The organism is Moraxella sp. K1664 (assembly GCF_039693965.1).
Classification (GTDB): Bacteria; Pseudomonadota; Gammaproteobacteria; order Pseudomonadales; family Moraxellaceae; genus Moraxella.
Window position 1 is genome coordinate 902,959 of record NZ_CP155576.1, and the last position, 22,314, is coordinate 925,272.

The following is a 22,314-nucleotide window of genomic DNA, read 5'->3' on the forward strand; positions in this document are numbered from 1 at the left end:
GTGCATTGTCCGTTTTGTAGTGCCATAGACACCAAAGTGATTGACTCACGCCTTGCTGCTGAAGGGTCGCAGGTTCGCCGTCGTCGCCAATGTACCGAGTGTGGCGAGCGGTTTACCACCTTTGAAGTTATGGAAGTGGTCATGCCCCGTATCATCAAAAGCAATGGCTTGCGTGAGCCTTATGATTATAATAAACTTCGCCGTTCTATGGCATTGCCCCTGCAAAAACGCCCTGTGAGCATTGACGAGATAGATACAATCGTACACCGAATAGAGCAACGCCTACGCCAAACAGGCGAACGTGAAGTATCCAGCAAGGTGCTTGGCGAGATTGTCATGGCGGAGTTAAAGGCGATTGACGATGTGGCGTATGTGCGTTTTGCCAGCGTATATCGGGATTTTCAGGACATAGAAGCCTTTAAAGCCGAGCTTGAAAACTTCGCTCCCAAAGTGTGTCATGATAACCTACAAGGACAAGGTCATGAGTGATAGTTTTGCTGATATTTGGTCTGACAATATGTTGTCTGATAGTGTCAAGTCTCGCCTAAGCCCTGCCCTGCCTGATGATGAAACATTCATGCTTATGGCATTAAATGAAGCCAAAAAAGGCGAATTTACCACTCGCCCCAATCCTGCGGTGGGCTGTGTCATTGTTAAGAATAACTTAATAATAGGCAAGGGTTTTCACCCCAAAGCAGGCTATCCCCATGCCGAAGTATTCGCCTTAACTGATGTCAAAAATAGCGGTCAAGACACAAAGGGGGCAACCGCCTATGTTACCCTAGAACCGTGCAGTCATACAGGCAAAACACCACCTTGTGCGGACGCTCTGATTCGCTCAGGGGTGGCTCGGGTGGTGGTGGCGTGTGCCGACCCCAATCCACAGGTGGCAGGGCGTGGCTTACAAAAGCTCCTAGATGCTGGCATATCGGTATCGCTTGGGGTGTGCCAAAAACAGGCGTATGAGCTAAATGCAGGCTTTTTAAAGGCAATGGCGACAGGTTTGCCCTTTGTCCGCCTAAAAATGGGTATCAGTTTGGACGGTCGCATTGCCATGCAAAATGGGCAGTCTAAATGGATAACGGGCGAATTATCTCGCAAAGACGTGCAAAACTTGCGTGCCAAAAGTGGGGCGATTATTACAGGCTCAAATACGATTATCGCTGACAACCCTGCCCTAAATGTGCGTTTGCCCGATGTGGAGCTTGATAATATCGGCACAACCGCCATACCACAGCCCAAAATCGTGGTGGTGGATAGACGGGGCAAGTTGTCGCTTGATGATGATTTTACGGTGTTTAAAAACCCTAATACGCTAATTTGGCAAGATGATTTACCTACGCTTTTAAAAACGCTTGTGGTACAGTATCAATGCCACGATGTACTGGTGGAGACAGGGGCAACGCTTGCCACGAGTTTTTTAAGTCAAAATTTGGTGGATGAGCTTATTATTTATCAAGCCCCTTGCCTTTTGGGAGCGACTGCTCGTCCGATGTTTGGGGGGCAGTTTGAGCGATTGCAGGATAAGCTAGATTTTACGCTTGTGGATGTAGAACGACTTGGCGATGATGTTAAGATGATTTTTCGCCCAAAAAACTTATCCACAGCTTGATTACTTAAATAGTTGAGCAAAAATTTGGCAAAAAATGTTCCACGTGAAACTGTGGAAAACTTTTTAAAAATTGACGATTTTAATTCAAAATGGGGTTTGATAGCACGCCATAAGCCTTGATTTTAAAGTGTTCCACGTGAAACCAAAAACGACTAACCGTGTTCCACATGAAACATATTTAGGTTGTGGATAAGTTAATCGGATTATTTGTAAAGGGTTAATGATTAAAAAGTTATCCACAGTCGATTATCAAGGCTAATTGGTGTTAATTGGCGATGTTTTGGGTGGATTGTAGGGGTGAATTACATTCGCCTATTAAGAATTAAGAACGGTGTTTTGTTAAAGGTTTGCGATGATTGTATTTAGCTAAGTTAAATGGCAAGCCAACGGCACATAAGATTAAATATTGGTGGTAGTCTAAAAAAGTATGCTGAACTAGGTTTTCCGTTCACCCTGAGCTTGTCGAAGGGTAGGAAAACCGTTATGGTTCGACAAGCTCACCACGAACGGTTTTCCTTGTAGCATACTTTTTGAACCAAAGCCTAAATATTAAATAAAATTCAACTTAACAAATAAAGGTTTATGATAAGTAATTGATTTTTATAAAATTATCATAGATTAGTTTTTTAAATCATTAAGAAATTTTAAATCATTTAAAAAACCAATCATAAAAGGTAAGCCATGTTTACAGGTATCATAGAGGCGACAGGCACGCTGACCGCCATTACGCCCACGGGGGGCGATGTGCGATTGACCATTTCTGCTCCTGATTTGGATTTTGGCGATGTCAAATTGGGCGATTCCATTGCGTCCAACGGCATTTGCCTGACGGTGGTGGCGATAGACGGCAACAGCTATGCGGTAGATGTTTCACGTGAAACATTAGCCATTTCCGCCCTAAATGTTTGGAAAGTGGGCGACACGCTCAACCTAGAAAAAGCCATGCTTCCAACCACACGTTTTGGCGGGCATATCGTGGCAGGTCATGTGGACGGCGTGGGCAAAATCGCCAAAATTGCCAAAGACGCTCGCTCGGTCTATATCGAAGTCGCCCTACCGTCCGAGCTGATGAAATACACCGCCGACAAAGGCTCAATCACGGTGGACGGCATCAGTCTGACGACCAACCGCATAAAACCGTCTGAAAATATCGTCTGCCTAAATATCATTCCGCACACTGCCGAGATGACCAACATCGCACGGCATTGGACGGTGGGGCGAGCGGTAAACATTGAAGTGGATTTGGTGGCACGGTATTTGGAACGGCTTATCGGGGCAAAAACCGACACGCCACAAAGCAGGATTACCGAAGAGTTGTTGATAAAAAGTGGGTTTTTTAAGTAGATTTAATGAACTCAATATTTAACGCACGTCCCTACGTTTACGTTATTAAATTGGATTGCGGTAATTTAAAAATATATATAAAGGTAAAAAATGAACCAAAAATTACGCCTAATTTTCGCAGGCACACCAGAATTTGCCAAAGTCGCCTTACAAGCCCTAATTGACCGCCAAGACGGGCTAAATCTTGACATTGTGGCGGTTTATACTCAGCCTGACCGCAAGGCAGGACGTGGGCAAAAATTGACCGCAAGCCCCGTTAAAGAGCTTGCCCTTGCTCATAATATCCCTGTGGAACAGCCGATAAGTTTTAGCTTAAAGCATGAAAACGGACAGGTTTCACGTGAAACACTTGCCAATTATCGCCCTGATGTGATGATTGTGTGTGCGTATGGCTTGATTTTACCGCTTGGCGTGCTAAATACTCCGACTTATGGTTGCCTAAACATTCACGGCTCGCTACTGCCTAGGTGGCGTGGCGCGGCTCCTATTCATCGGGCGATTTTGGCAGGCGATACGACCACAGGCATTACGATAATGCAGATGAATCAAGGGCTTGACACGGGCGATATGCTTTACAAACTTCCTTGCGACATTACCGACACCGACACGACCCAAACGCTTCACGACAAACTTGCCGAGCTTGGTGGTGTGGCGATGATAACCGTGCTAAAAGATTTGGCAACTTATCAGGCTAATGCCGAGCCACAAGATGACCGCCTTGCCAATTATGCCGAAAAAATCAGCACCGATGAAGGGCAAATCAACTGGCAAAATTCCGCTCATCAAATCAATCGCCAAATCCGTGCGTTAAATGCGTTTGCTTTTTTAAATGGCGAGCGTATCAAGGTGCTAGAATGTACGCCCATAAAGCCTGACCAAACCACGACCGAGACGGCAGGTAAGATTGTGAGTGTGGGGCGAAAGGCGGTGCTGGTGGCGTGCGGTGCTGATGAAAATGGCGATAAGCATTTGATAAATATCACAAAAATGCAATGGGCGGGGGGTAAGCCTTTGACTGCTGAACAAATTGCGGTGGGCGATAAATTAAAAGACGGACAAGTTTTTGATAATTACGCTGACAATGGGCAATAATATGCAAATCAATCCACAATTACCCGTCCGAGCCAATATTATTTTAACCCTTGAAAAAATCAATCAAGGGCAATCCTTAGCATTATTATTGGACGATTTATTAAACGCCGTCAAAGATAATGAAAAAGGCTTCGCCCACGAATTATTATTAGGCACGCTTCGCCATTGGCACGCCATTAGTCGCATTGGTGAGAGTTTGATAAAACAGCCCCCAACCGATATTGGTATTACCTGTGCTTTAAATATGGGCTTGTATGAACTTTTATATATGAACACGCCTGATTATGCCATTATCAACGAAACATTAAATGCGGTCAAATCTTTAAATAAAAATTATGGCGTAGGGCTAATTAACGCCATATTGCGAAAAGTGGCAGACAAAAAAGAAAAATTCGCCAAAAAGGTAAATAAAAATCACAGTCTGCCTAATTGGCTTGCCAAAGAATTCAAGCAAGATTGGGGCGAATATTATGAAAATTTGGGGCAAAATTTGCGAAAGTCTGCTCCGATATTTTTGCGTGTCAATGGTAAATTTAGCACGCTTACATATTATGCCGATTTGTTAAATTCTGCCGATATTGCCCATGAAATTCTACCACTTGGCGTGGCGGATGAGTGTGTGATTAAGCTGACCACTTCGCAAAAAGTGCAATCTTTACCGCATTTTCAAGACGGTTTTGTGAGTGTGCAAGACCGCCATGCCCAGCTTTGTGGGCATATTTTAAAGGCGTTAAACCTATCCAAAAATCTAAGATTATTGGACGCTTGCACCGCCCCTGGGGGGAAACTCGCCCAACTGCTTGAACTGTCAAACGATGTGTTTCACGTGGAACATATCACGGCACTGGATAATGACGAAAAACGCCTAAATCATGTGCATGACAACTTGGCTCGCTTGGGGTTGGCGGGCAAGGCGGACGTGATTTGGGCGGACGGCACGAGCTATCGCACGGATACGCCCTTTGATGTCATTGTGCTTGACGCTCCGTGTACTGCCACAGGGGTCATCAGGCGACACCCTGACATTGCCCTACTTCGCACCGAGCAAGATGTCGCCCAAACGGTCGCCTTGCAAGCGGAAATTTTACAAAATCTGTGGCAAAATCTGGCGGTGGGCGGGTATTTGCTGTATATTACTTGCTCCTTGTTAAAGGTGGAAAACGAACATCAAATGACAAATTTCCTTGCCAGTACGCCAAACGCCAAAGCGGTGGAATTTAAATTGACCTTACCCAATCAAATCAAGCAAACGGTGGGTTATCAATGTTTGCCGTTAAATGACGATGACGGAGACGGGTTTTATTATGCGTTGCTACAAAAAGTGGATTAAAGGCAAAATAAATGATAATATGAACATTATTTGTTTAATGAAATAGATAACCAACCGCCAAAATCATTTGTCAAGATTATATCAATTTAGACAGATAGGTGTTTGAAGAAAAATATCAGATGTATTATGATTGATAAATAATAGGAGTTGTTATGGATATTAAGCCAATACAAACCATTGAACAAGCTGTTCAATATATACAATCCATTCCAGTCCAAAGACAGCAAGGTATTTTTGATTATTTGTATGCGGATATGATTGATTATCAAAACAGGTCAAAAACAAATCAAGAAAAACGCCAATTTGGATTATATCAAGGTAAAGGCAGTTTTAAGTTGTCTGATGATTGGGAGATGAGCGAAGAAGAACTATTGGGATTATAACATGAAAAATCGGTACGTTATAGATACGCATATTTTTCTATGGTTGGTTTTTAATCCTAATAAAATCAATGATAAAATCAGACGTTTATTGGAAGATAAAAATAATCAAGTTTTTATCTGTAATACCAGTTTTTGGGAAATTTCCATTAAATATAATCTGGGTAAATTGGATTTAAATGGCGTATCGCCCAAAGAATTGCCTAATATTGCCATAAAAATGAGTATTGAAATTATACAAGTTAATCATGATATTATGGCAAATTTTTATCAATTACCAAAAGTAGAAAAACACAAAGACCCATTTGATAGAATTATGATTTATTATTGTATTTATCATAAATTAACATTGGTTTCTATTGATGATAAGTGCAATGAATATCAAAAGTTTGGTTTGGATTTAATATAATTTTTTAATTTAAAAGGTACTTTTATGAACTATATCAGCACTCGTGGCAATACCGCCCCCATGCAATTTAGCGATGTTTTGCTTATGGGGCTTGCCCCTGACGGCGGTTTGATGCTCCCTGAAACCTACCCACAGATTGACCGTGCGACTTTGGATAAATGGCGTTCGCTGTCTTATACCGAGCTTGCTTTTGAGATTATGTCGCTATTTGCCACCGATATTCCAAGCGATGATTTAAAGGTACTCATTGACAAAACCTACACCAAAACCGCCTTTGGCACGGACGAGATTACCCCTGTTCGCACGCTAAAAGACGGCATTAAAATTTTGGAATTATCCAATGGTGTAACGCTTGCTTTTAAAGATATGGCAATGCAATTTTTGGGCAATGCCTTTGAATATGTCCTAAAACAAAAAAACAAACGCCTAACCATTATCGGAGCAACGTCTGGCGATACAGGCAGTGCTGCTGAATATGCCTTGCGTGGTAAAGATAATATTGATGTCTTTATGATGTCGCCACACGGCAAAATGAGCGAATTTCAGCGAGCTCAAATGTATAGCCTTATGGACGATAATATCCACAATATCGCCATTGACGGTATGTTTGATGATTGCCAAGACATTGTTAAAGCCATTCAGCAGGATAAAGCATTTAAAGACAAATATCAAATTGGCACGGTTAATTCTATTAACTGGGGTCGTATTTTGGCTCAAATTGTTTATTATTTTAAAGGCTATTTTAATGCCACCAATAATAATGACGAGTGGGTAAGTTTTTGCGTGCCGTCTGGTAATTTTGGTAATGTCTGTGCAGGTCATATTGCCCGTGAAATGGGATTGCCAATTCATCGCTTAATTGTGGCGACCAATGAAAATGATGTATTAAATGAATTTTTTAAAACAGGCAAATACATTCCAAGAAAAGCAAGCGAGACTTATGTAACGTCAAGCCCTTCTATGGACATTTCAAAAGCGTCTAATTTTGAGCGGTTTATTTATTTGCTCATTGGCAAAAATGGTAATGAATTAAATAATCTGTGGCAAGATGTCAATAGCGGTAAGGGATTTGATTTGTCGCATTTATTAAATGATGCCAATGACAAATACGGCTTTGTGTCGGGTAAATCCACGCACGCTGACCGCATTGCCACGATTAAGGCGGTGTGGCAGAGCGATAAGGATTTGCTAGACCCGCACACGGCAGACGGTGTTAAGGTCGCCCGTGAAGTGCGTCTGGCTGATGAAGTGATTGTCGTTGCCGAGACTGCCTTGCCTGCCAAATTTGCCGAGACCATTATAGAGGCGGTTGGGCAGATTGACATTCCACGTCCTGATCATACCAAAGACATTGAAAGCCTACCGCAAAAAGTCGTGGTGCTTGATAATAAAGCGGAGCTGGTTAAAGAGCAGATTGAGAAGTTTGTGAAGTTGTAAAATAAAAAAGCCATTTTAGAAATGAAATGGCTTTTGATTATTTAAAGTTATATTTGAAAAACTATGTCTGCTACGTCTTATTTAATTAACCATACAAAGAAACAGGTATTAAGCTTTTGTCATCTACCTGTTTCAACAATTGGCGAGATAATGATGAATCATGTCGCCAGTGCAATGGTTGTCTGTTATGTTAATGACAATAAAAGTGATGAAATTTGTTTTGTCAATGATTACGATGACGATATGTCCTTATATCAAGATTATCAAGAAATCACCAATGCTCTCATTGATAAAATGATAGCTCAAGATATTTTGATGTATCACAACCCAAAACAAACTTGGATAGATGATGAGATATGGTTTTGGAGTTTGGCGGTAAAATCAGATTAAATTAAAACCCATTAAACGCCGTGATGTTCACTGTTTGTCATGAGATGTGTGATAAAGCTTGCCTAAGTGCGACAATGGTAAGGTGTGAGCAGTCTTTGTAAGGTGTGCCAGTCTAGATTTTTAAAGTTTGTTCGAGATGGGCTTGCTGCCAGATTGGCTAAATTTTTTTAGAAGTTGTATTTTTGTCGGAAAGTTGCCGCCAAATAATGATAAAATAGTTAATATTTTTTTACATTTTGTGGTATGCTAAGCAAGATTTTAGCAAGTTCGTGTTTTGATGTCTAAAAAGACACACTTGTTGCCTTTAATAATGGATAATGATATGAAGCTAACAGCCCTAAAAAGCCTGATGACTGCTTGCCTGATCGGTGGTGTGATGATGTCATCAGCCCATGCAAATAACCCTGCTCCAACCATCAAAGCAGATGCCCCTAACCGCTACACCGTCAAAAAAGGCGACACGTTGTGGGACATCTCTGGCAGATACCTAAATGCACCGCACAGATGGCGTGAGATTTGGGCGACCAACAAACAAGTCAAAAACCCACACCTTATCTATCCCGGCGATATCCTTATCATGTGTATCATCAAGGGTCAGACTTTGGTTGGTGTGGATACAGGCGAAGGCTGTGCAGGCATTGAACGTCAGATGCAAGAGACACCGGCCAATGATGCCCCTGTACAGCTTAACTCATCAGAAGGTAGTGTGCCTACCATCCCATTATCAAACATCCGTCATTGGCTTGACCGTTCGGTGATTGTCAACCCTGATGATTTTGAGACGACCCCTTATGTACTGGCATCTAAAAAAGGCAATCTCATCACCGCAACAGGCGATAAGATTTATGTCAAAGGTGCACTACTCACCCTAGGTCAGACTTATGGTGTTTATCGCAAATCTGAGCCTTATGTGGACGTAAGAACTGGTGCGGTCATGGGGTTAGAAGCCATCCAAGTGGCTCGTGGTATCGTGACTGATGTGGCAGGTAATGGCGTATCAAGCATTCAGATTACCCAATCATTTGATACTGAGATTCGTGAAGGCGACCGTGTATTCTCTGAGATTCACACCCAGTTGCCTTTGGTGTTCTATCCTGCTCCTGCTGAAGTGACCCGTGGTGGTGGTATTGCTCGCGTGATGGGCAGTATTGGTAGTGCCGCCAAAGGTAGCGTGGTTGCCATTAATATCGGTGCTGCTCAAGGGGCAAGAGCGGGTCACGTTCTTGATGTCTATCGCAAAGGGGCATTAGTGCGTGATGTTCATGACAACGACACGCCGGTTCGTCTGCCCAGCGAAAAAGCAGGTCAAGTCATGGTATTTAAAGTATTTGACCACATCAGCTATGCTTATGTTCTCTCGTCAGAGTTGCCACTTAACAAAGGTGACCAGTTGGTGCCACCTGACTATCTGTAAGTTTTTATTTTCAAATTGCCAGTACACTGTATTGGCAATTTTATTTTGTCAATGAAATTTTACAAAAAAGGCGGTGGTGGTATAATGCCATCTAAGATAAAAACAAGTAATGATTATGAGATACCAATCACTAAATGAGACATCCGCCACACTTGCCTTGTGGTATGTGGTAAACACATCTTTGACTGCCTTTTATAAATTGACCGAACAATTTGGTGATGCAAAACAGGCGCTGTTAGCAGAGCTTGGGGCGTGGCAAGAGCTTGGTGTGCATAATGCCCACATCAAAAGATGGCAGGATGCTGATGATGTTATGGCGATGGTGGATAGACTGCATGACGAAGCAGGGCGTGGGACGTACGGGATGCTTTTGATGGATGATGAGCGTTATCCTGAGATGCTAAGACAGATGTATGACCCGCCACCAGTGCTGTTTTATCGTGGAGATTTGGCACGCTTGTCAGATAGGCAGGTGGCAATCGTCGGCAGTCGTCAGCCCACCGAATTTGCCTATCAGATGACTTTTAATATGGCAGAATATCTGGCTTATCAGGGGCTGACTGTGACCAGCGGATTGGCAGGCGGTGTTGATAAGGCGGCACATTTGGGTGGGTTGTCAGGTGGGCGTGGGCAGACAGTTGGGGTAATGGGAACAGGCATTGATGTGTGCTATCCTAAGAACCACAACGCTCTGTATGCTCAGATTGTCAATGATGGCGGTTGTCTCATCAGCGAGCTATTGCCTGCCACACCTGCCACCAAGCACAACTTTCCACGCCGTAACCGTCTGGTGGCAGGATTGTCATTTGCCACACTGGTCACCGAAGCTGCCATTGCCAGTGGTTCACTCATCACTGCACGCCTGACCGCCGAACAAGGCAAGCAAGTCTTTGCCGTGCCCAGCTCCATTGATAATGTTAATGCCGAAGGTTGTCATCATCTCATTCGTGAAGGGGCGACCCTTATCTACCACCCCAGTCAGATTATCGATGAGCTAAGTGAGAGCGTGACAGGTTATAATGCCCTGCCCAAAACCTTCTCTCGGGGTGTCTTAGCACTTGATAATACTCATGAAAAACCCCCTGTACCCGCACCAGTTGTTATCCCATCTCATCTACAAGGCGTGTTTGATAAGCTCTCTGGTCAGCCCGCAGACTTAGATACGCTTGTTATGGCGACGGCACTAGATGTTGGGACGTTGCTGGCGTCTTTGTTGGAGCTTGAAATGCTTGGCGTGGTAAAGGTGGTTGGGGGTCGTTATGAGCGGGCGTGAGTATGTCACCGATAGCGTTGATGTGGCGTATGAATGGGTCAAGCAGGGTAGGATTTTGGCTTATCCCACAGAGAGTGTATGGGGGCTAGGCTGTCATGCTTTTGATGTGCAGGCGGTAAACAGACTGCTTGCTCTAAAACAACGCCCTGCCGAAAAAGGCGTGATTGTACTGACTTCTGACAAATCATACATTGATGTATTTTTAAAAAATCTACCAAAGGCTCGCCAAGATGACATCATCAAAAGCTGGGCGTGTGTCGATGACAGACAGCAGGCGAGTACATGGCTGTTTGATATTCCCGATGGGGTTTATATCCCCCCGTGTGTGCGTGGCAAGCATGAGAACCTTGCCATTCGGGTGATACATCACGCCAAAATCGCCAAGTTGTGTGATTTGTTTGCCACCGCTGATAATCACAATCCTTTTGGTTTTTTGGTGTCCACCAGTTGTAATATTGGCGGGCAAGCCCCCGCCCCTGATTTTGACACGGCATGGGAATATTTTGGTGATGGTATCTGTTATCTGCTTGGCGATACCCTAGGTTATGACAAGCCCAGCCAAATCATTAACGCCAATACAGGGCAAGTGGTGCGGTAGTTTTGATGATAGTCATAAAAAAACCCTTTGTATGACACAAAGGGTTTTGACTTTAAAAATAGTCAGACTGCTTAGATGCCAGCAGCGGCTTTAAAGGCAGCTTCATCAAAGTCATCACCGTGAGTGACAACCACAGTGCCTTTTTCAACGTTGATATTGACAAACTTAACACCAGCGATATTTTCGGTTTTGGCAACCAAAGCATCAGCGGCAGCTTGGTCAGCAACAGTTAGGTTAAATTGAGATTGAGACATAAGATACTCCATGGATTAAATGATGGGTGGATGGTAATGATATAGATTAAGCATGGTATGAGTGTGTTTAAATTAAGATTTAAATCAACTCATCGTTTATTTAAAACCAAAACAAATTGATATTAGACTTCTTTCCAAACCCCGATTTTTGTGGATTTTTAAAAACCTCAACCCCAATACTTATAAGGGTTTATTTTTAGTTTGGAAAGAGATTTACTAAACTTATTCTAGCTGATATCAGGTCTTATGCAATAAAATACAGATGAAATGTCATAAACTAAGCATCAACAGCATTGATTTTACAAGTCATTACAATGTAAGCTAATGTAATCCAAAAGTTAAGTATTCATCGCAGATTTGGGATTGTGATGACATGATTCATCAGCATGTTTAAAAGTATGAATTTTTCTGTGATTTTATCTTAGATTTTAAAAACTTGAAACAAACATTTTGATACAATATGTACCAAAATGTTTGTTTTTATTACTAAATTGTGATTTAACAATCGTGCTAAATGATGGTACTTTTTATTTATTATCTAACTACTTGATAAGATTGCATTTTATTGGGTTTTTTAAAAAGGAAAGGTTATGCAAGAAAAAGCAATATCTTCTCAAATGCAGAGATTTTTAAGAGGTGTGGAATGGCTTGGCAATCTGTTGCCACACCCTGCCATTTTATTTGTATGGATGTCGGTCATTCTGCTTGTAGCGTCTGCCATTTTGTCAATGATGGGCGTGTCGGTGGTTGATCCACGTCCAGAGGGTGCTAAGGGGCGTGGCGAAGATGGCATGATTTATGTTGTCAATCTCTTAAATGGTGATGGACTTGCTAAGATTGTTGAAAATCTGGTATCCAACTTTACAGGATTTATACCACTTGGGACGGTGCTTGTCGCCTTGCTGGGGGTGGGAATTGCTGAGCGTTCAGGCATGATTTCGGCGGCTCTTCGGGGGCTTGTCATGAACGCCCCGCCAAAGATGGTAACTTTTGTCATTGTTTTTGCAGGTATCATGTCAAACACCGCATCAGAGCTTGGCTATGTGGTGCTGATTCCGCTGGCGGCGATGATTTTTCATTCATTGGGCAGACACCCATTGGCAGGACTTGCCGCTGCTTTTGCAGGCGTGTCGGGCGGTTATAGTGCTAACTTATTGCTTGGCACGGTGGATCCGCTACTGTCGGGCATCAGCCAAGAAGCGGCACGCATTATTGACCCTGATTATGTCGTGGGGGCAGAAGCCAACTGGTATTTTATGGCGATTAGCACGTTTTTGGTGAGTGGCATTGGCTACTTTGTTACCGAAAAAATCGTGGAGCCATCTTTGGGTAAATACAACCCCGATGATGCCGATGACCCAAGCGTGCTTGATAGCAAGGTGGAGCGACTGACTGCCCTAGAAAAGAAGGGACTGATTTGGTCGGGCGTGTCCATGCTGATTTTTTGTTTGCTACTGGCGTGGACTGTTGTGCCTGCGGACGGGATTTTAAGACATCCTGAGACAGGACTTGTGGCAGGCTCGCCATTTTTGCATGGGATTGTGGTGTTTATCTTTGTGTTCTTTGCCATTCCAGGGATTGTGTATGGTAAGATTACAGGCACCATCAAGACCAATGATGACGTGGTGGATGCCATGAGTGCTGCCATGAGTTCGCTTAGTATGTACATCGTGCTGGTGTTCTTTGCCGCTCAGTTTACCGCCTTTTTTAATTGGTCAAACATCGGCTCGGTCATGGCGGTATCAGGAGCGAACTTCCTAAACGGCATTGGGCTGACAGGACCTTTGTTGCTCGTGGGCTTTATTTTGATTTGTGCTTTTGTCAATCTTATGCTCGGCTCGGCATCGGCTCAGTGGGCAATTACCGCACCGATTTTTGTGCCAATGCTCATGCTGACAGGCTATGCGCCAGAGATGATTCAGGCGGCATATCGTATCGGCGATAGCAGTACTAACATCATCACGCCGATGATGAGCTACTTTGGGCTTATCATGGCGGTGGCGATTCGTTACAAAAAAGACACAGGGGTTGGCACGCTCATGTCGCTTATGATTCCGTACTCGCTCTTGTTCTTGGTGGGGTGGACGGTGCTGTTTTGTATTTGGGTGTTTGCCTTGGGCTTGCCTGTTGGTCCTGGGGCTGCAACCTATTATACTCCCTAATCTTATCTTATGATAATCTTAAATCTCTTGTTTTATAACAAGGGATTTTTTGATATTCTAAGCTAAAACTGTCTGATAATCCTCCGTTTTGATTTGTCAATATGGGTTTTATCAAGGTGGCATTTGGTGATATTTGATGGCAATTGATGAATTTAATGGGGTGATTTTGATATTTTTTAAAAAATTTATCATAAAAAAATAAAAAACCCTTGCATTTTTGCCAAACTTTGCTATAATCATCGCCCACAGCTTTTGACAAATTTGTCAATCAAAACGGTGACGTGGGTGAGTGGCTGAAACCACATCCCTGCTAAGGATGCATACGGGAAACTGTATCGAGGGTTCGAATCCCTCCGTCACCGCCATTTATTTTAAAAAATAAATAAAAAAGGCTTGACATCCTAAATTTTTGATGTATAATAGCCCACCACAACGAGTGGTAAAGATTGACAATCACATCAGTTGTACTGCACCCGTAGCTCAGTTGGATAGAGCACTTGGCTACGAACTAAGGGGTCGGGAGTTCGAATCTCTCCGGGTGCGCCATATACCGAACACCAAAACTTGATTAAGTTTTGGTGTTTTTGTTTGTGTGGATTTATCAAATGGATTAGTGTGGATTTATCAAATGGATTTATAAAAATAATTTGATGGTTTAGCGTGGCATGAATTTAGGGCTTGGCTTAGCTTTTGAGATTAAGTATGCCATTCTCAACTTTGTATAAATGATTGGTTTATCAAGGGCGAATTGCAATTCACTCCTACGACCCAAAAAATAATTATCAAATAATCAATAAGTTACCATTTTAAGTAATGAAGTATCAAGTATCAAATAGTCATTTATGTAAGACGGATGAAAGCGTGACATTTTGTCAAACGCCAATAAAATGGTATTAATGACAATCGCACCCTAAAACTTTAACACATAAAAGTGTCATAAAGGTTCAACACACCCCAAAAGTCATGGTAAAATAAAGCCTATTTTGACTCTATTTATCATCATGGCTAAAAAAAATAAAATCCCAAAACCCCGCCCATCACAGACACACAGCGAAGATATGCCCATGCAGGTGAACCCTGATGAGCTACCTGTCATCGCCAAGCCCTTGGTGCGAGTGACGGCACTGTTGTATGACGGTATGTTGATATTGGCGATGTTGTTTTTGGTGGGGACGATTGGGGCGGTGGTCGGCACGCTGTTATTTATGGAAGTGGGGACAGACTCGGCACATGCCCAAAGATTGCCAACTTGGTATCAAAATGGGGTCATGACACCGCTGTTTGTGCTGACCTTGATAGGTTTTTATGGACTGTTTTGGCGAAAATCAGGGCAGACGCTCGGCATGCAGACATGGCGATTAAAGACAGTGGATAGTTCAGGACATCTGCTGACGTGGGTACAAAGCACTCGCCGTATCATCAGTGCCTGCCTACTGCCCATACTCTGTGCGACCATCGGTGGGGTGCTACACGGCTCACGACTGGCGGTGCTGATGAGTGCCATGCTGGGGTTTTTGTTTAATTATCTGTTTTGTGCGTTCAATACTCGGGGGCTTGCGGTGCATGACATGCTATCTAACACCATCACCTTAAAAGTTCCCAAAATCCAACATGAAAGCCTATGGCAATCATGGCGTAAAAAACAAGAAACTCCCTAATAAACAAGAAATCTAAAAATCGCCCAGTCTGTATGGATTGGGCAATTTTATATAAGGGCTTTGATTTGTAAAGTTTGCCATATTATCACTTTGATATCCAAATAAAAAACCTATTTACCAAAGGGTGGTAAATAGGTTGGAGAAACAAAAACAAGTAAAAAATCAGCCATCAATCAACGTGGGTTTACAACCACATTTTGGTCGGTATTGATGATAATCTCAGAAGGTCTGTCCACAACGATACGTACTTCGTTAGGGTTTACTTCGTTGGCGTTACGATAGTTGTCATAGGCTTCGGTACAGCCCACACAGCGAGAGAGTGCCGACCAAGGCTTGACAACCAAAGTCTCATAAGAACTCTCCACGCTACCTGATGCCATAGAAAATGGTAAGCCTACCGCATGAAGTGCTGTGCCTGCAACCGCACCAACCAACTGTAATGGTTTGGCAACGGTAATATCAAGTACCGCAGAACCATAGGTAGGACCAAAATGCTCTTCATCAATCTCGATGGCAGCGTGAGCGGTGGTGCTGATAAGGGCGGTGGCAGTCAGTGCCAATAGTGTGTGTTTGATTTTCATGAGAGTATCCTAATGGGGGCGATTTGCCCAAGATAGATTTATGCTATTATTAAAACAAGTTCCGCCCATATTATCAAGCCTATTTTGCCAGAAAGTGGGTGGACGGTAAAATTTTCCGACAAGGGGTAAACAAATCGGTAACATTTGGCGATGCCCAATGATTGCTAAAAACTAATGAATTAAACAGTTGAATTAAACAGTGGGGTTAACAGCTGGGTCAAGTGGCTGACAGCTCGGGCAGTACACACTGGCTCGCCCACCGATTTTAATGTTTTCCAAAATCTCTTGGCATGCCGTACATGGCTCACCTGCTCGTCCATAAGCCAGTAGGATTTGTTGAAAATAGCCCGTTTTGCCCGCCCCTACGGTAAAGTCCCGAAGACTTGACCCGCCTTGTTCGATGGAGCGAGCGAGTATCGCCTTGATGTTATCGACCAGTACAGCCATCTTGTCTTTATCTATCTGATGGGCAGGCGTGGCAGGGTGTACGCCTGACATGAACAGGCTCTCCACGGCGTAGATGTTACCCACACCAACCACGATGGACTGCTCCATGATGACGGATTTGATGGGGCGGGCGATGGGGCGTTTGGGGTTTTTATGAATCAGCCCGTGCAGATAGTCAGCATCAAAGGCATCATCCAAAGGCTCTACCCCGAGTTTGTCAAGATAACGCTCGGCATCATCTGCCCACATCACCATGCCAAAACGCCTGGGGTCATGATAATGCAGACGCACCGATGAGTCATCAAAGCCAAAGATGACGTGGTCATGCTTGCGTGAGGCAAGGGAGTCATGTTGTTGCAGACTGCCTGACATGCCCAAATGAATGAGCAGACGCAGGGGCGAGCCGTTTTTGTTAAAATCAAGCAGTAGATATTTGGCACGGCGAACCACACGCACAAGTTTCGCCCCGACAAGCTCGTCTAGGTCGTCTGGTATCACTTCACGCAAGCGATGGGCGGACGTGTAAATGTCGCTGACACGCTGACCGATGAGTGGGGCAAGGCTGGCTTTGGTTGTTTCAACTTCGGGTAATTCGGGCATGACTGTATTTCTGATAAATCTGGCAGGAGTGATAAGTGGTTATTTGCTTTTGTAGCTAGGTTTGTTATTATAGCTAATTTTGGGGTCTAAAACAGCTATTTTTGCATTCTTAAATTTGTAAGTAATTGAAAATTTAAAATTTAATTTTATTATGTGATTGCATACAAAGCGTGAAATTTGTATAATAACTTCATTATTTTTTCCAAAAATTGGATTTATTAGCATGATAATTACTCGCCTGTATGTGGATAATTTATATGGATTTCAAGATTTTGAGCTTGACTTGACTTACCCAAGAAAGCATTCGCAACCCTTATTAGACTTTGAATATTTAGAAGATGTGCCAGCATTCAAATTTAAACGAGTGTGCATTTTAATGGGAACAAATGCCAGCGGTAAAACGTCGCTAGGGAAAATTTTATTGGGTATTCAATGGATGTTAAATGGAAATTCTATTATTGTTCCTAGTATCTTGTATGATGCGGTTTGTAACATTGATAAGTCTGCACGGATTGAAATTGAATTTGTTTTTTCTAAAAGCAATCAATTTATCTCACTTTCTTTGGAGTTTTTGAAAAATGGTAAAATTGTCACCATTGAACATACCGCTATCACTTTAAATAAAAGTGATAGCAATATTACAGCAAAAAATCGCTTAGAAAATCAAAAAGAACAGGATAAACTTAGTAGGGATTTGCTCAATCCAATTGATAGCGAAAGTGATAAAATAGCTGAATATTATCAAGATAAAGAATTTTCATTTTATTATGTATTTGCAGAAAATCATAATAATGAAATCAGACCAATTAGATTATCAACAGAGTATGATTTTAAAATTTTGTTAAAAATTTTAAAGTCTTTTGATTGTTCTATTATTGATGTAGCACCTTTAAAGACAACCAGAAAAGATGATGAGGATATCATTGAGGGTTACACAGTGTTTTTTGAAAATGGCGATTCTGTTAAAGTAACCGACAATGGCGAGACTTTTACACAAAGAAGTAAAAATCGCTTTTCAAAAGGCACTTATGATGTATTGAGCGTGGCGGATTTTATATTATCTGTTATTAAAAATGACTTTTATAGCTCTATTTATTTTCTTGATGAAAAACTGTCATCAAGCCATTCTGAATTAGAGATTACTATTTTAAATTTGATTATTCAAAAACTAAATAGATATTCGCAATTTTTTTATACAACCCATAATTACGATGTTTTGGACTTAAATCTACCAAGTCATAGCTTTGTTTTTCTACATAAAGAATATGGGTACTGTATGGCAGAACAGCCAGAAAAATTAGGTTTTTCAAAAAATGACAGAACATTAAAAGGTTATGTCAGAAATAATTATTTTAAAACCATACCTTCTACACAATTTTTAGATGAATTGATTTGGGGGGAATGATGTTAAAACCTAAAAAAATTCCTGAAATCGTTGTATTGGTTGAAGGCGAAAATGAGCAAAAATATTGGGATGCCATAAGATTTTTAGGTAAAACAAAAAAGTTTAATCTTTGGCAAGCTACAGAAGCTAAGATAAAATCACTATTGCGAACAATCAAGGTAAGCTCACAAATTGTCGTCATAGCCGATACCGACCAGTTACAGGAAATCAATAATTTTATTCATAATATCAGCAGTCTTAAAAAGCATTGTAAATTAGCACCAATTGTCATTTTACAATGTGAAAATTTTGAAGATGAGCTATGTTATTTTTGTAACTGTAAAATTAGTCATTTGTATTCTCATTTTGGAGCAACAGGTATTGACAATCTTAAAAGCAATATCAACAAAGAAAAGCATTTGATTAAAAAATTAGAAAAAATCAAGCACAATTCTTCATTAATGTGGTCAAGAAGTGGAAAAAATAGTCAAAAATCATTTGATGACATCAAAAATCTCATCGGTAATCACGATACTTTGATAGATAAAGGCATTCGGGTTGATTTTAACTCATAACCAAACACCTTGCCCCACCGCCCAAACCATGCGATAATAGGCGGTTAAATTGGCAAAAATTTGACAAGTTCTAAATCAGACCAATTTTTAAAAATCTCTTTTAATTCAAGGATTTGTATGGCTCAATACATCTACACCATGAACAAAGTGTCAAAACTTGTTCCGCCTAAGCGTGAAATTTTAAAAGACATTTCATTGTCCTTTTTCCCAGGGGCAAAAATTGGCGTGCTGGGTCTTAACGGTGCCGGTAAATCCACCTTGCTACGCATTATGGCGGGCGTGGATACCGAATTTAGCGGGGAAGCTCGTCCGCAAGCGGGCATTAAGGTGGGCTATCTGCCCCAAGAACCCCAACTTGACCCCACCAAAGACGTGCGTGGCAACGTGGAAGACGGCGTGCGTGAAGCCCTTGATGCCCTAGAACGCCTTAACCAAATCTATGCCGAATATGCCGAGCCTGATGCCGATTTTGACAAATTGGCCGCCGAGCAAGGCAAAATGGAAGACATCATTCAGGCGTGGGACGCTCACAACCTAAACACCCAGCTTGAAAAAGCAGCGGACGCACTTCGTTTGCCACCGTGGGACGCTGACGTCTCCAAGCTGTCAGGAGGCGAAAAACGCCGTGTTGCCCTGTGCCGTCTGCTCCTGTCTAAGCCTGATATGCTCCTGCTTGACGAGCCGACCAACCACTTGGATGCAGAGTCTGTGGCGTGGCTAGAACGTTTCTTAAAAGACTACTCTGGCACGATTGTGGCGATTACCCACGACCGCTATTTCCTTGACAATGTCGCCGAGTGGATTTTGGAGCTTGACCGTGGCTATGGCTACCCATACCAAGGCAACTACACCGAATGGCTAGAACAGAAAAACAAACGCCTAGAACAAGAGCAAAAGCAAGAAGAAGCCTTTGCTAAGGCTCTAAAACAAGAGCTAGAATGGGTTCGTAAAAACCAAAAAGGTCAGCAAGCCAAATCCAAATCTCGCCTTGAACGCTTTGAAGAGATGAACTCTCGTGAGTTCCAACAGCGTAACGAGACGGCAGAGATTTATATTCCACCAGGACCCCGTTTGGGCAATAAAGTGATTGAAGTTAATAACATCTCAAAATCCTTTGGCGACCGTTTGCTGTACGAAAACCTATCGTTTAGCGTGCCACCCATGGCAATTGTGGGTATCGTGGGACCAAACGGTGCGGGTAAAACGACCCTATTTAATATGATTACGGGCAAAGACAAGCCCGACACCGGCACGGTAGAAGTGGGCGAGAGCGTCAAAGTCGCCTATGTGGGGCAGGTTAGAGATGAGCTTGACGACAACAAAACCGTGTGGGAAGAAGTGTCAGACGGACTTGACATGATTACCGTGGGCGAATACACCACGCCAAGCCGTGCCTATATCGGACGCTTTAACTTTAAGGGTCAAGACCAACAAAAACGTGTGGGCAGTCTGTCAGGCGGTGAGCGAAATCGCTTGCAACTTGCCAAAACCCTAAAACAAGGGGCGAACGTTATCCTGCTTGACGAACCGTCCAACGACCTTGACGTGGAGACCTTGCGTGCCTTGGAAGATGCGGTGCAGGTGTTCCCTGGTACGGTCATGGTGGTGTCCCACGACCGCTGGTTCTTGGACCGTATTTGTACGCATATTTTGTCGTTTGAAAACGAAACGCCAGAGTTCTTTGACGGCAACTACACCGAATACGAAAAATGGCGTAAAGAGCGACTTGGGGCAGATGCCACGCCTAAGCGGATGAAGTATAAGAAGATTGGGAGCTAGACGTTATATAGTAATAAAGACTCAAACAAAGGATTGTTTGAGTCTAATTTTTAATTTAAGAGCTTCAAAATGCCAAGAAAAGAATTGAAAGATGAAAATCCAATTTTGGAATCCAAAGAAGAAGTGGATTTTAATAAATTTTTGAACACTATCAATAATGGTAATATTGATAAAAAATATGATGATATAATAAATAAATTATTATCTGTCTTAGGTTTTTTGTAAAATTACTGCCCATTATTACTGTTTTTAGCATTGTAATAGGTTTTATAAATATAAGAATATATCTTGATATCATAGACAAATCTTTTTTATTTCCAGATATCATTTCAAAATCTTATAATTTGATAGCAATTATTAGTTTCTATTTACTAAATATTATGATATTGCTGTCATTATTTTTTATACCTAAACTTATCGGACTTTTAAGTAATACGTTAAAAAATGACATATCAAAAAAACCGAATATTTCAACTTTTTTAACTATTTTATTTATATTTTCGTCCCTTTCTTTTTTGTGCAATATAATACTAGGCTATATTTTATCAATATCTTTCATTGTTTTATTTTTTATATTAATCTCTATAATATCGGTAGGTGAAAAAAGTAATGTATTGAGTAATTTGTTCAGTAATTTTGTGCTATCTTTATCTCTTTTAATATTATTCTCAACAGTTTTACTGTTTTATTTTTTTAATAATAGACCCCTTTCCAAACCAACAACACATCATGTTATAATACCCATTTAACCTTAAAAAACCAAGACATGACACCCAAGCAAGCTGAAAAACTAAACGACAGTGAGTTTAAACGATACTTTGGTATAAAAAGAACTACTTATCAACACATGCTTACAATACTACAAGAAGCCTACAATGAACAACATAAAAAAGGCGGTAGAAAAGCCAAAATTAGCCCAGAGAGTAAACTTGTCATAACCTTAAACTACTACAGAGAATACCGCAGTCAATTTCACATAGCCCAAGACTTTGGTATTACTAAAAGTGCTGTGTGCAAGGCAATTAAATGGGTGGAAGGTATACTCATCAATCACAAAGACTTTGCCTTGCCAGGTAAAAAAGCCTTATGGCAAGACAACAACCTTGAAACTGTACTCATTGATGCCACAGAAATCCCCATAGAGAGACCTAAAAAAAGCAAAGGCGACAGTACTCAGGCAAAAAGAAACGTCATACCTTAAAAGCACAAATTGTTGTTGATAAAAAGAGTAAGAGAATACTATGCACCCATGTTGGTAGAGGAGGCATGCATGACTTTAAACTCTACCAATCATCAAAAATAACCATCAAACAAAGTATTTTGATTCAAGTAGATTCAGGCTATCAAGGCATACAACAAACTCATGCAAATAGCCAACTACCAAAGAAAAAGACAAAACTTAAACCTTTAACCAAAGCAGATAAAAAAGCAAATCGCAAGTTATCATCCAAGCGAGTAACCAATGAACATGTCATTGGGAAACTCAAGTGTTTTAAAATCTTATCATGTCGCTACCGCAATCGCAGAAAAAGATTTGGATTAAGGGTGAATCTAATTTCTGCGATTTATAATTTTGAGCTGGGGTAGTTTGGAAA

General features: G+C 41.8%; 22 protein-coding genes and 2 tRNA genes. 21 read left to right on the forward strand and 3 right to left on the reverse strand.

Annotation, left to right across the window (positions count from 1 at the left end; genetic code table 11):
* The 12 genes from nrdR to AAHK14_RS04745 all read left to right on the forward strand — a co-directional run bounded on the left by nrdR (window position 1) and on the right by AAHK14_RS04745 (window position 11,279).
* Window positions 1–489 carry a transcriptional regulator NrdR gene (gene nrdR / locus AAHK14_RS04690; protein ID WP_065255924.1) on the forward strand — a complete coding sequence of 163 codons (489 nt, stop codon included), beginning with the start codon at window positions 1–3 and terminating at the stop codon, window positions 487–489.
* A 28-nt stretch (window positions 490–517) separates the two neighbouring features.
* On the forward strand, window positions 518–1,612 hold the full coding sequence (gene ribD, locus AAHK14_RS04695) for a bifunctional diaminohydroxyphosphoribosylaminopyrimidine deaminase/5-amino-6-(5-phosphoribosylamino)uracil reductase RibD (protein ID WP_194092696.1): 1,095 nt from the start codon (window positions 518–520) through the stop codon (window positions 1,610–1,612).
* A 681-nt stretch (window positions 1,613–2,293) separates the two neighbouring features.
* Window positions 2,294–2,956 carry a riboflavin synthase gene (locus AAHK14_RS04700; RefSeq protein ID WP_065255925.1) on the forward strand — a complete coding sequence of 221 codons (663 nt, stop codon included), beginning with the start codon at window positions 2,294–2,296 and terminating at the stop codon, window positions 2,954–2,956.
* A gap of 90 nt (window positions 2,957–3,046) precedes the next feature.
* Window positions 3,047–4,048 (forward strand): methionyl-tRNA formyltransferase, encoded by a 1,002-nt coding sequence (gene fmt, locus AAHK14_RS04705; RefSeq protein WP_065255926.1) that lies wholly within the window; start codon window positions 3,047–3,049, stop codon window positions 4,046–4,048.
* A gap of 1 nt (window position 4,049) precedes the next feature.
* Entirely contained in the window at window positions 4,050–5,378 is a 1,329-nt protein-coding gene (gene rsmB, locus AAHK14_RS04710) for a 16S rRNA (cytosine(967)-C(5))-methyltransferase RsmB (protein ID WP_227514695.1), read from the forward strand.
* A 152-nt stretch (window positions 5,379–5,530) separates the two neighbouring features.
* Window positions 5,531–5,761: a hypothetical protein gene (locus AAHK14_RS04715; RefSeq protein WP_065255928.1), complete on the forward strand. Its 231-nt coding sequence runs from the start codon at window positions 5,531–5,533 to the stop codon at window positions 5,759–5,761.
* 1 nt (window position 5,762) lies between these two features.
* Complete coding sequence (locus AAHK14_RS04720) at window positions 5,763–6,167, forward strand: type II toxin-antitoxin system VapC family toxin (RefSeq protein ID WP_065255929.1); 405 nt, start codon at window positions 5,763–5,765, stop codon at window positions 6,165–6,167.
* Between the two features lie 24 nt (window positions 6,168–6,191).
* Entirely contained in the window at window positions 6,192–7,604 is a 1,413-nt protein-coding gene (thrC, locus tag AAHK14_RS04725; RefSeq protein ID WP_065255930.1) for a threonine synthase, read from the forward strand.
* Between the two features lie 153 nt (window positions 7,605–7,757).
* The gene (locus AAHK14_RS04730; protein ID WP_346818231.1) at window positions 7,758–7,994 is read left to right on the forward strand and encodes a hypothetical protein; all 237 of its coding nucleotides are present in this window, start codon (window positions 7,758–7,760) and stop codon (window positions 7,992–7,994) included.
* A 322-nt stretch (window positions 7,995–8,316) separates the two neighbouring features.
* The gene (locus AAHK14_RS04735; protein WP_083108435.1) at window positions 8,317–9,408 is read left to right on the forward strand and encodes a LysM peptidoglycan-binding domain-containing protein; all 1,092 of its coding nucleotides are present in this window, start codon (window positions 8,317–8,319) and stop codon (window positions 9,406–9,408) included.
* Window positions 9,409–9,523: 115 nt separating this feature from the next.
* A complete protein-coding gene (gene dprA, locus AAHK14_RS04740) occupies window positions 9,524–10,681 on the forward strand; it encodes a DNA-processing protein DprA (protein ID WP_065255933.1) in 1,158 nt (385 codons plus the stop codon).
* Window positions 10,668–11,279 carry a Sua5/YciO/YrdC/YwlC family protein gene (locus tag AAHK14_RS04745; RefSeq protein WP_065255934.1) on the forward strand — a complete coding sequence of 204 codons (612 nt, stop codon included), beginning with the start codon at window positions 10,668–10,670 and terminating at the stop codon, window positions 11,277–11,279. Before dprA ends, AAHK14_RS04745 begins: the two co-directional genes overlap by 14 nt.
* Before the next feature lie 71 nt (window positions 11,280–11,350).
* Here AAHK14_RS04745 and AAHK14_RS04750 read toward each other — a convergent pair whose 3' ends face one another.
* Entirely contained in the window at window positions 11,351–11,533 is a 183-nt protein-coding gene (locus AAHK14_RS04750) for a hypothetical protein (RefSeq protein WP_065255935.1), read from the reverse strand.
* Window positions 11,534–12,123: 590 nt separating this feature from the next.
* On the opposite strand from AAHK14_RS04750, the gene AAHK14_RS04755 reads away from it, so the two are divergent.
* From AAHK14_RS04755 to AAHK14_RS04770, 4 genes are all read left to right on the forward strand, one after another.
* Window positions 12,124–13,695 carry an AbgT family antimetabolite efflux transporter gene (locus AAHK14_RS04755; protein ID WP_065255936.1) on the forward strand — a complete coding sequence of 524 codons (1,572 nt, stop codon included), beginning with the start codon at window positions 12,124–12,126 and terminating at the stop codon, window positions 13,693–13,695.
* Window positions 13,696–13,970: 275 nt separating this feature from the next.
* A tRNA-Ser gene (locus AAHK14_RS04760) sits at window positions 13,971–14,060 on the forward strand.
* Between the two features lie 104 nt (window positions 14,061–14,164).
* Window positions 14,165–14,241: transfer RNA gene (locus tag AAHK14_RS04765), tRNA-Arg, on the forward strand.
* Window positions 14,242–14,753: 512 nt separating this feature from the next.
* Window positions 14,754–15,353, forward strand: coding sequence for an RDD family protein (locus AAHK14_RS04770; protein WP_227713189.1), 600 nt, complete (start codon window positions 14,754–14,756; stop codon window positions 15,351–15,353).
* Between the two features lie 173 nt (window positions 15,354–15,526).
* Here AAHK14_RS04770 and AAHK14_RS04775 read toward each other — a convergent pair whose 3' ends face one another.
* Window positions 15,527–15,934 (reverse strand): hypothetical protein, encoded by a 408-nt coding sequence (locus tag AAHK14_RS04775; RefSeq protein WP_062498789.1) that lies wholly within the window; start codon window positions 15,932–15,934, stop codon window positions 15,527–15,529.
* 192 nt (window positions 15,935–16,126) lie between these two features.
* Window positions 16,127–16,981 (reverse strand): bifunctional DNA-formamidopyrimidine glycosylase/DNA-(apurinic or apyrimidinic site) lyase, encoded by an 855-nt coding sequence (gene mutM, locus AAHK14_RS04780; RefSeq protein ID WP_065255937.1) that lies wholly within the window; start codon window positions 16,979–16,981, stop codon window positions 16,127–16,129.
* A gap of 223 nt (window positions 16,982–17,204) precedes the next feature.
* Here mutM and AAHK14_RS04785 point away from each other — a divergent pair, with 223 nt between their 5' ends.
* The 5 genes from AAHK14_RS04785 to AAHK14_RS04805 all read left to right on the forward strand — a co-directional run bounded on the left by AAHK14_RS04785 (window position 17,205) and on the right by AAHK14_RS04805 (window position 22,306).
* A complete protein-coding gene (locus AAHK14_RS04785) occupies window positions 17,205–18,386 on the forward strand; it encodes an ATP-binding protein (RefSeq protein WP_065255939.1) in 1,182 nt (393 codons plus the stop codon).
* Window positions 18,386–18,940, forward strand: a complete 555-nt coding sequence (locus AAHK14_RS04790) for a hypothetical protein (RefSeq protein ID WP_065255940.1) — start codon at window positions 18,386–18,388, stop codon at window positions 18,938–18,940. The genes AAHK14_RS04785 and AAHK14_RS04790 overlap by 1 nt, the downstream gene beginning before the upstream one ends.
* Before the next feature lie 117 nt (window positions 18,941–19,057).
* Window positions 19,058–20,719 (forward strand): energy-dependent translational throttle protein EttA, encoded by a 1,662-nt coding sequence (gene ettA, locus AAHK14_RS04795; protein WP_062498793.1) that lies wholly within the window; start codon window positions 19,058–19,060, stop codon window positions 20,717–20,719.
* 69 nt (window positions 20,720–20,788) lie between these two features.
* A complete protein-coding gene (locus tag AAHK14_RS04800) occupies window positions 20,789–20,944 on the forward strand; it encodes a hypothetical protein (protein WP_156065099.1) in 156 nt (51 codons plus the stop codon).
* A 541-nt stretch (window positions 20,945–21,485) separates the two neighbouring features.
* A protein-coding gene (locus AAHK14_RS04805; protein WP_115247578.1) for an IS5 family transposase occupies window positions 21,486–22,306 on the forward strand; the annotation gives its coding sequence in 2 pieces (ribosomal slippage) (window positions 21,486–21,870 and window positions 21,870–22,306; 822 coding nt in all).
* The last annotated feature ends 8 nt before the right edge of the window (window positions 22,307–22,314 follow it).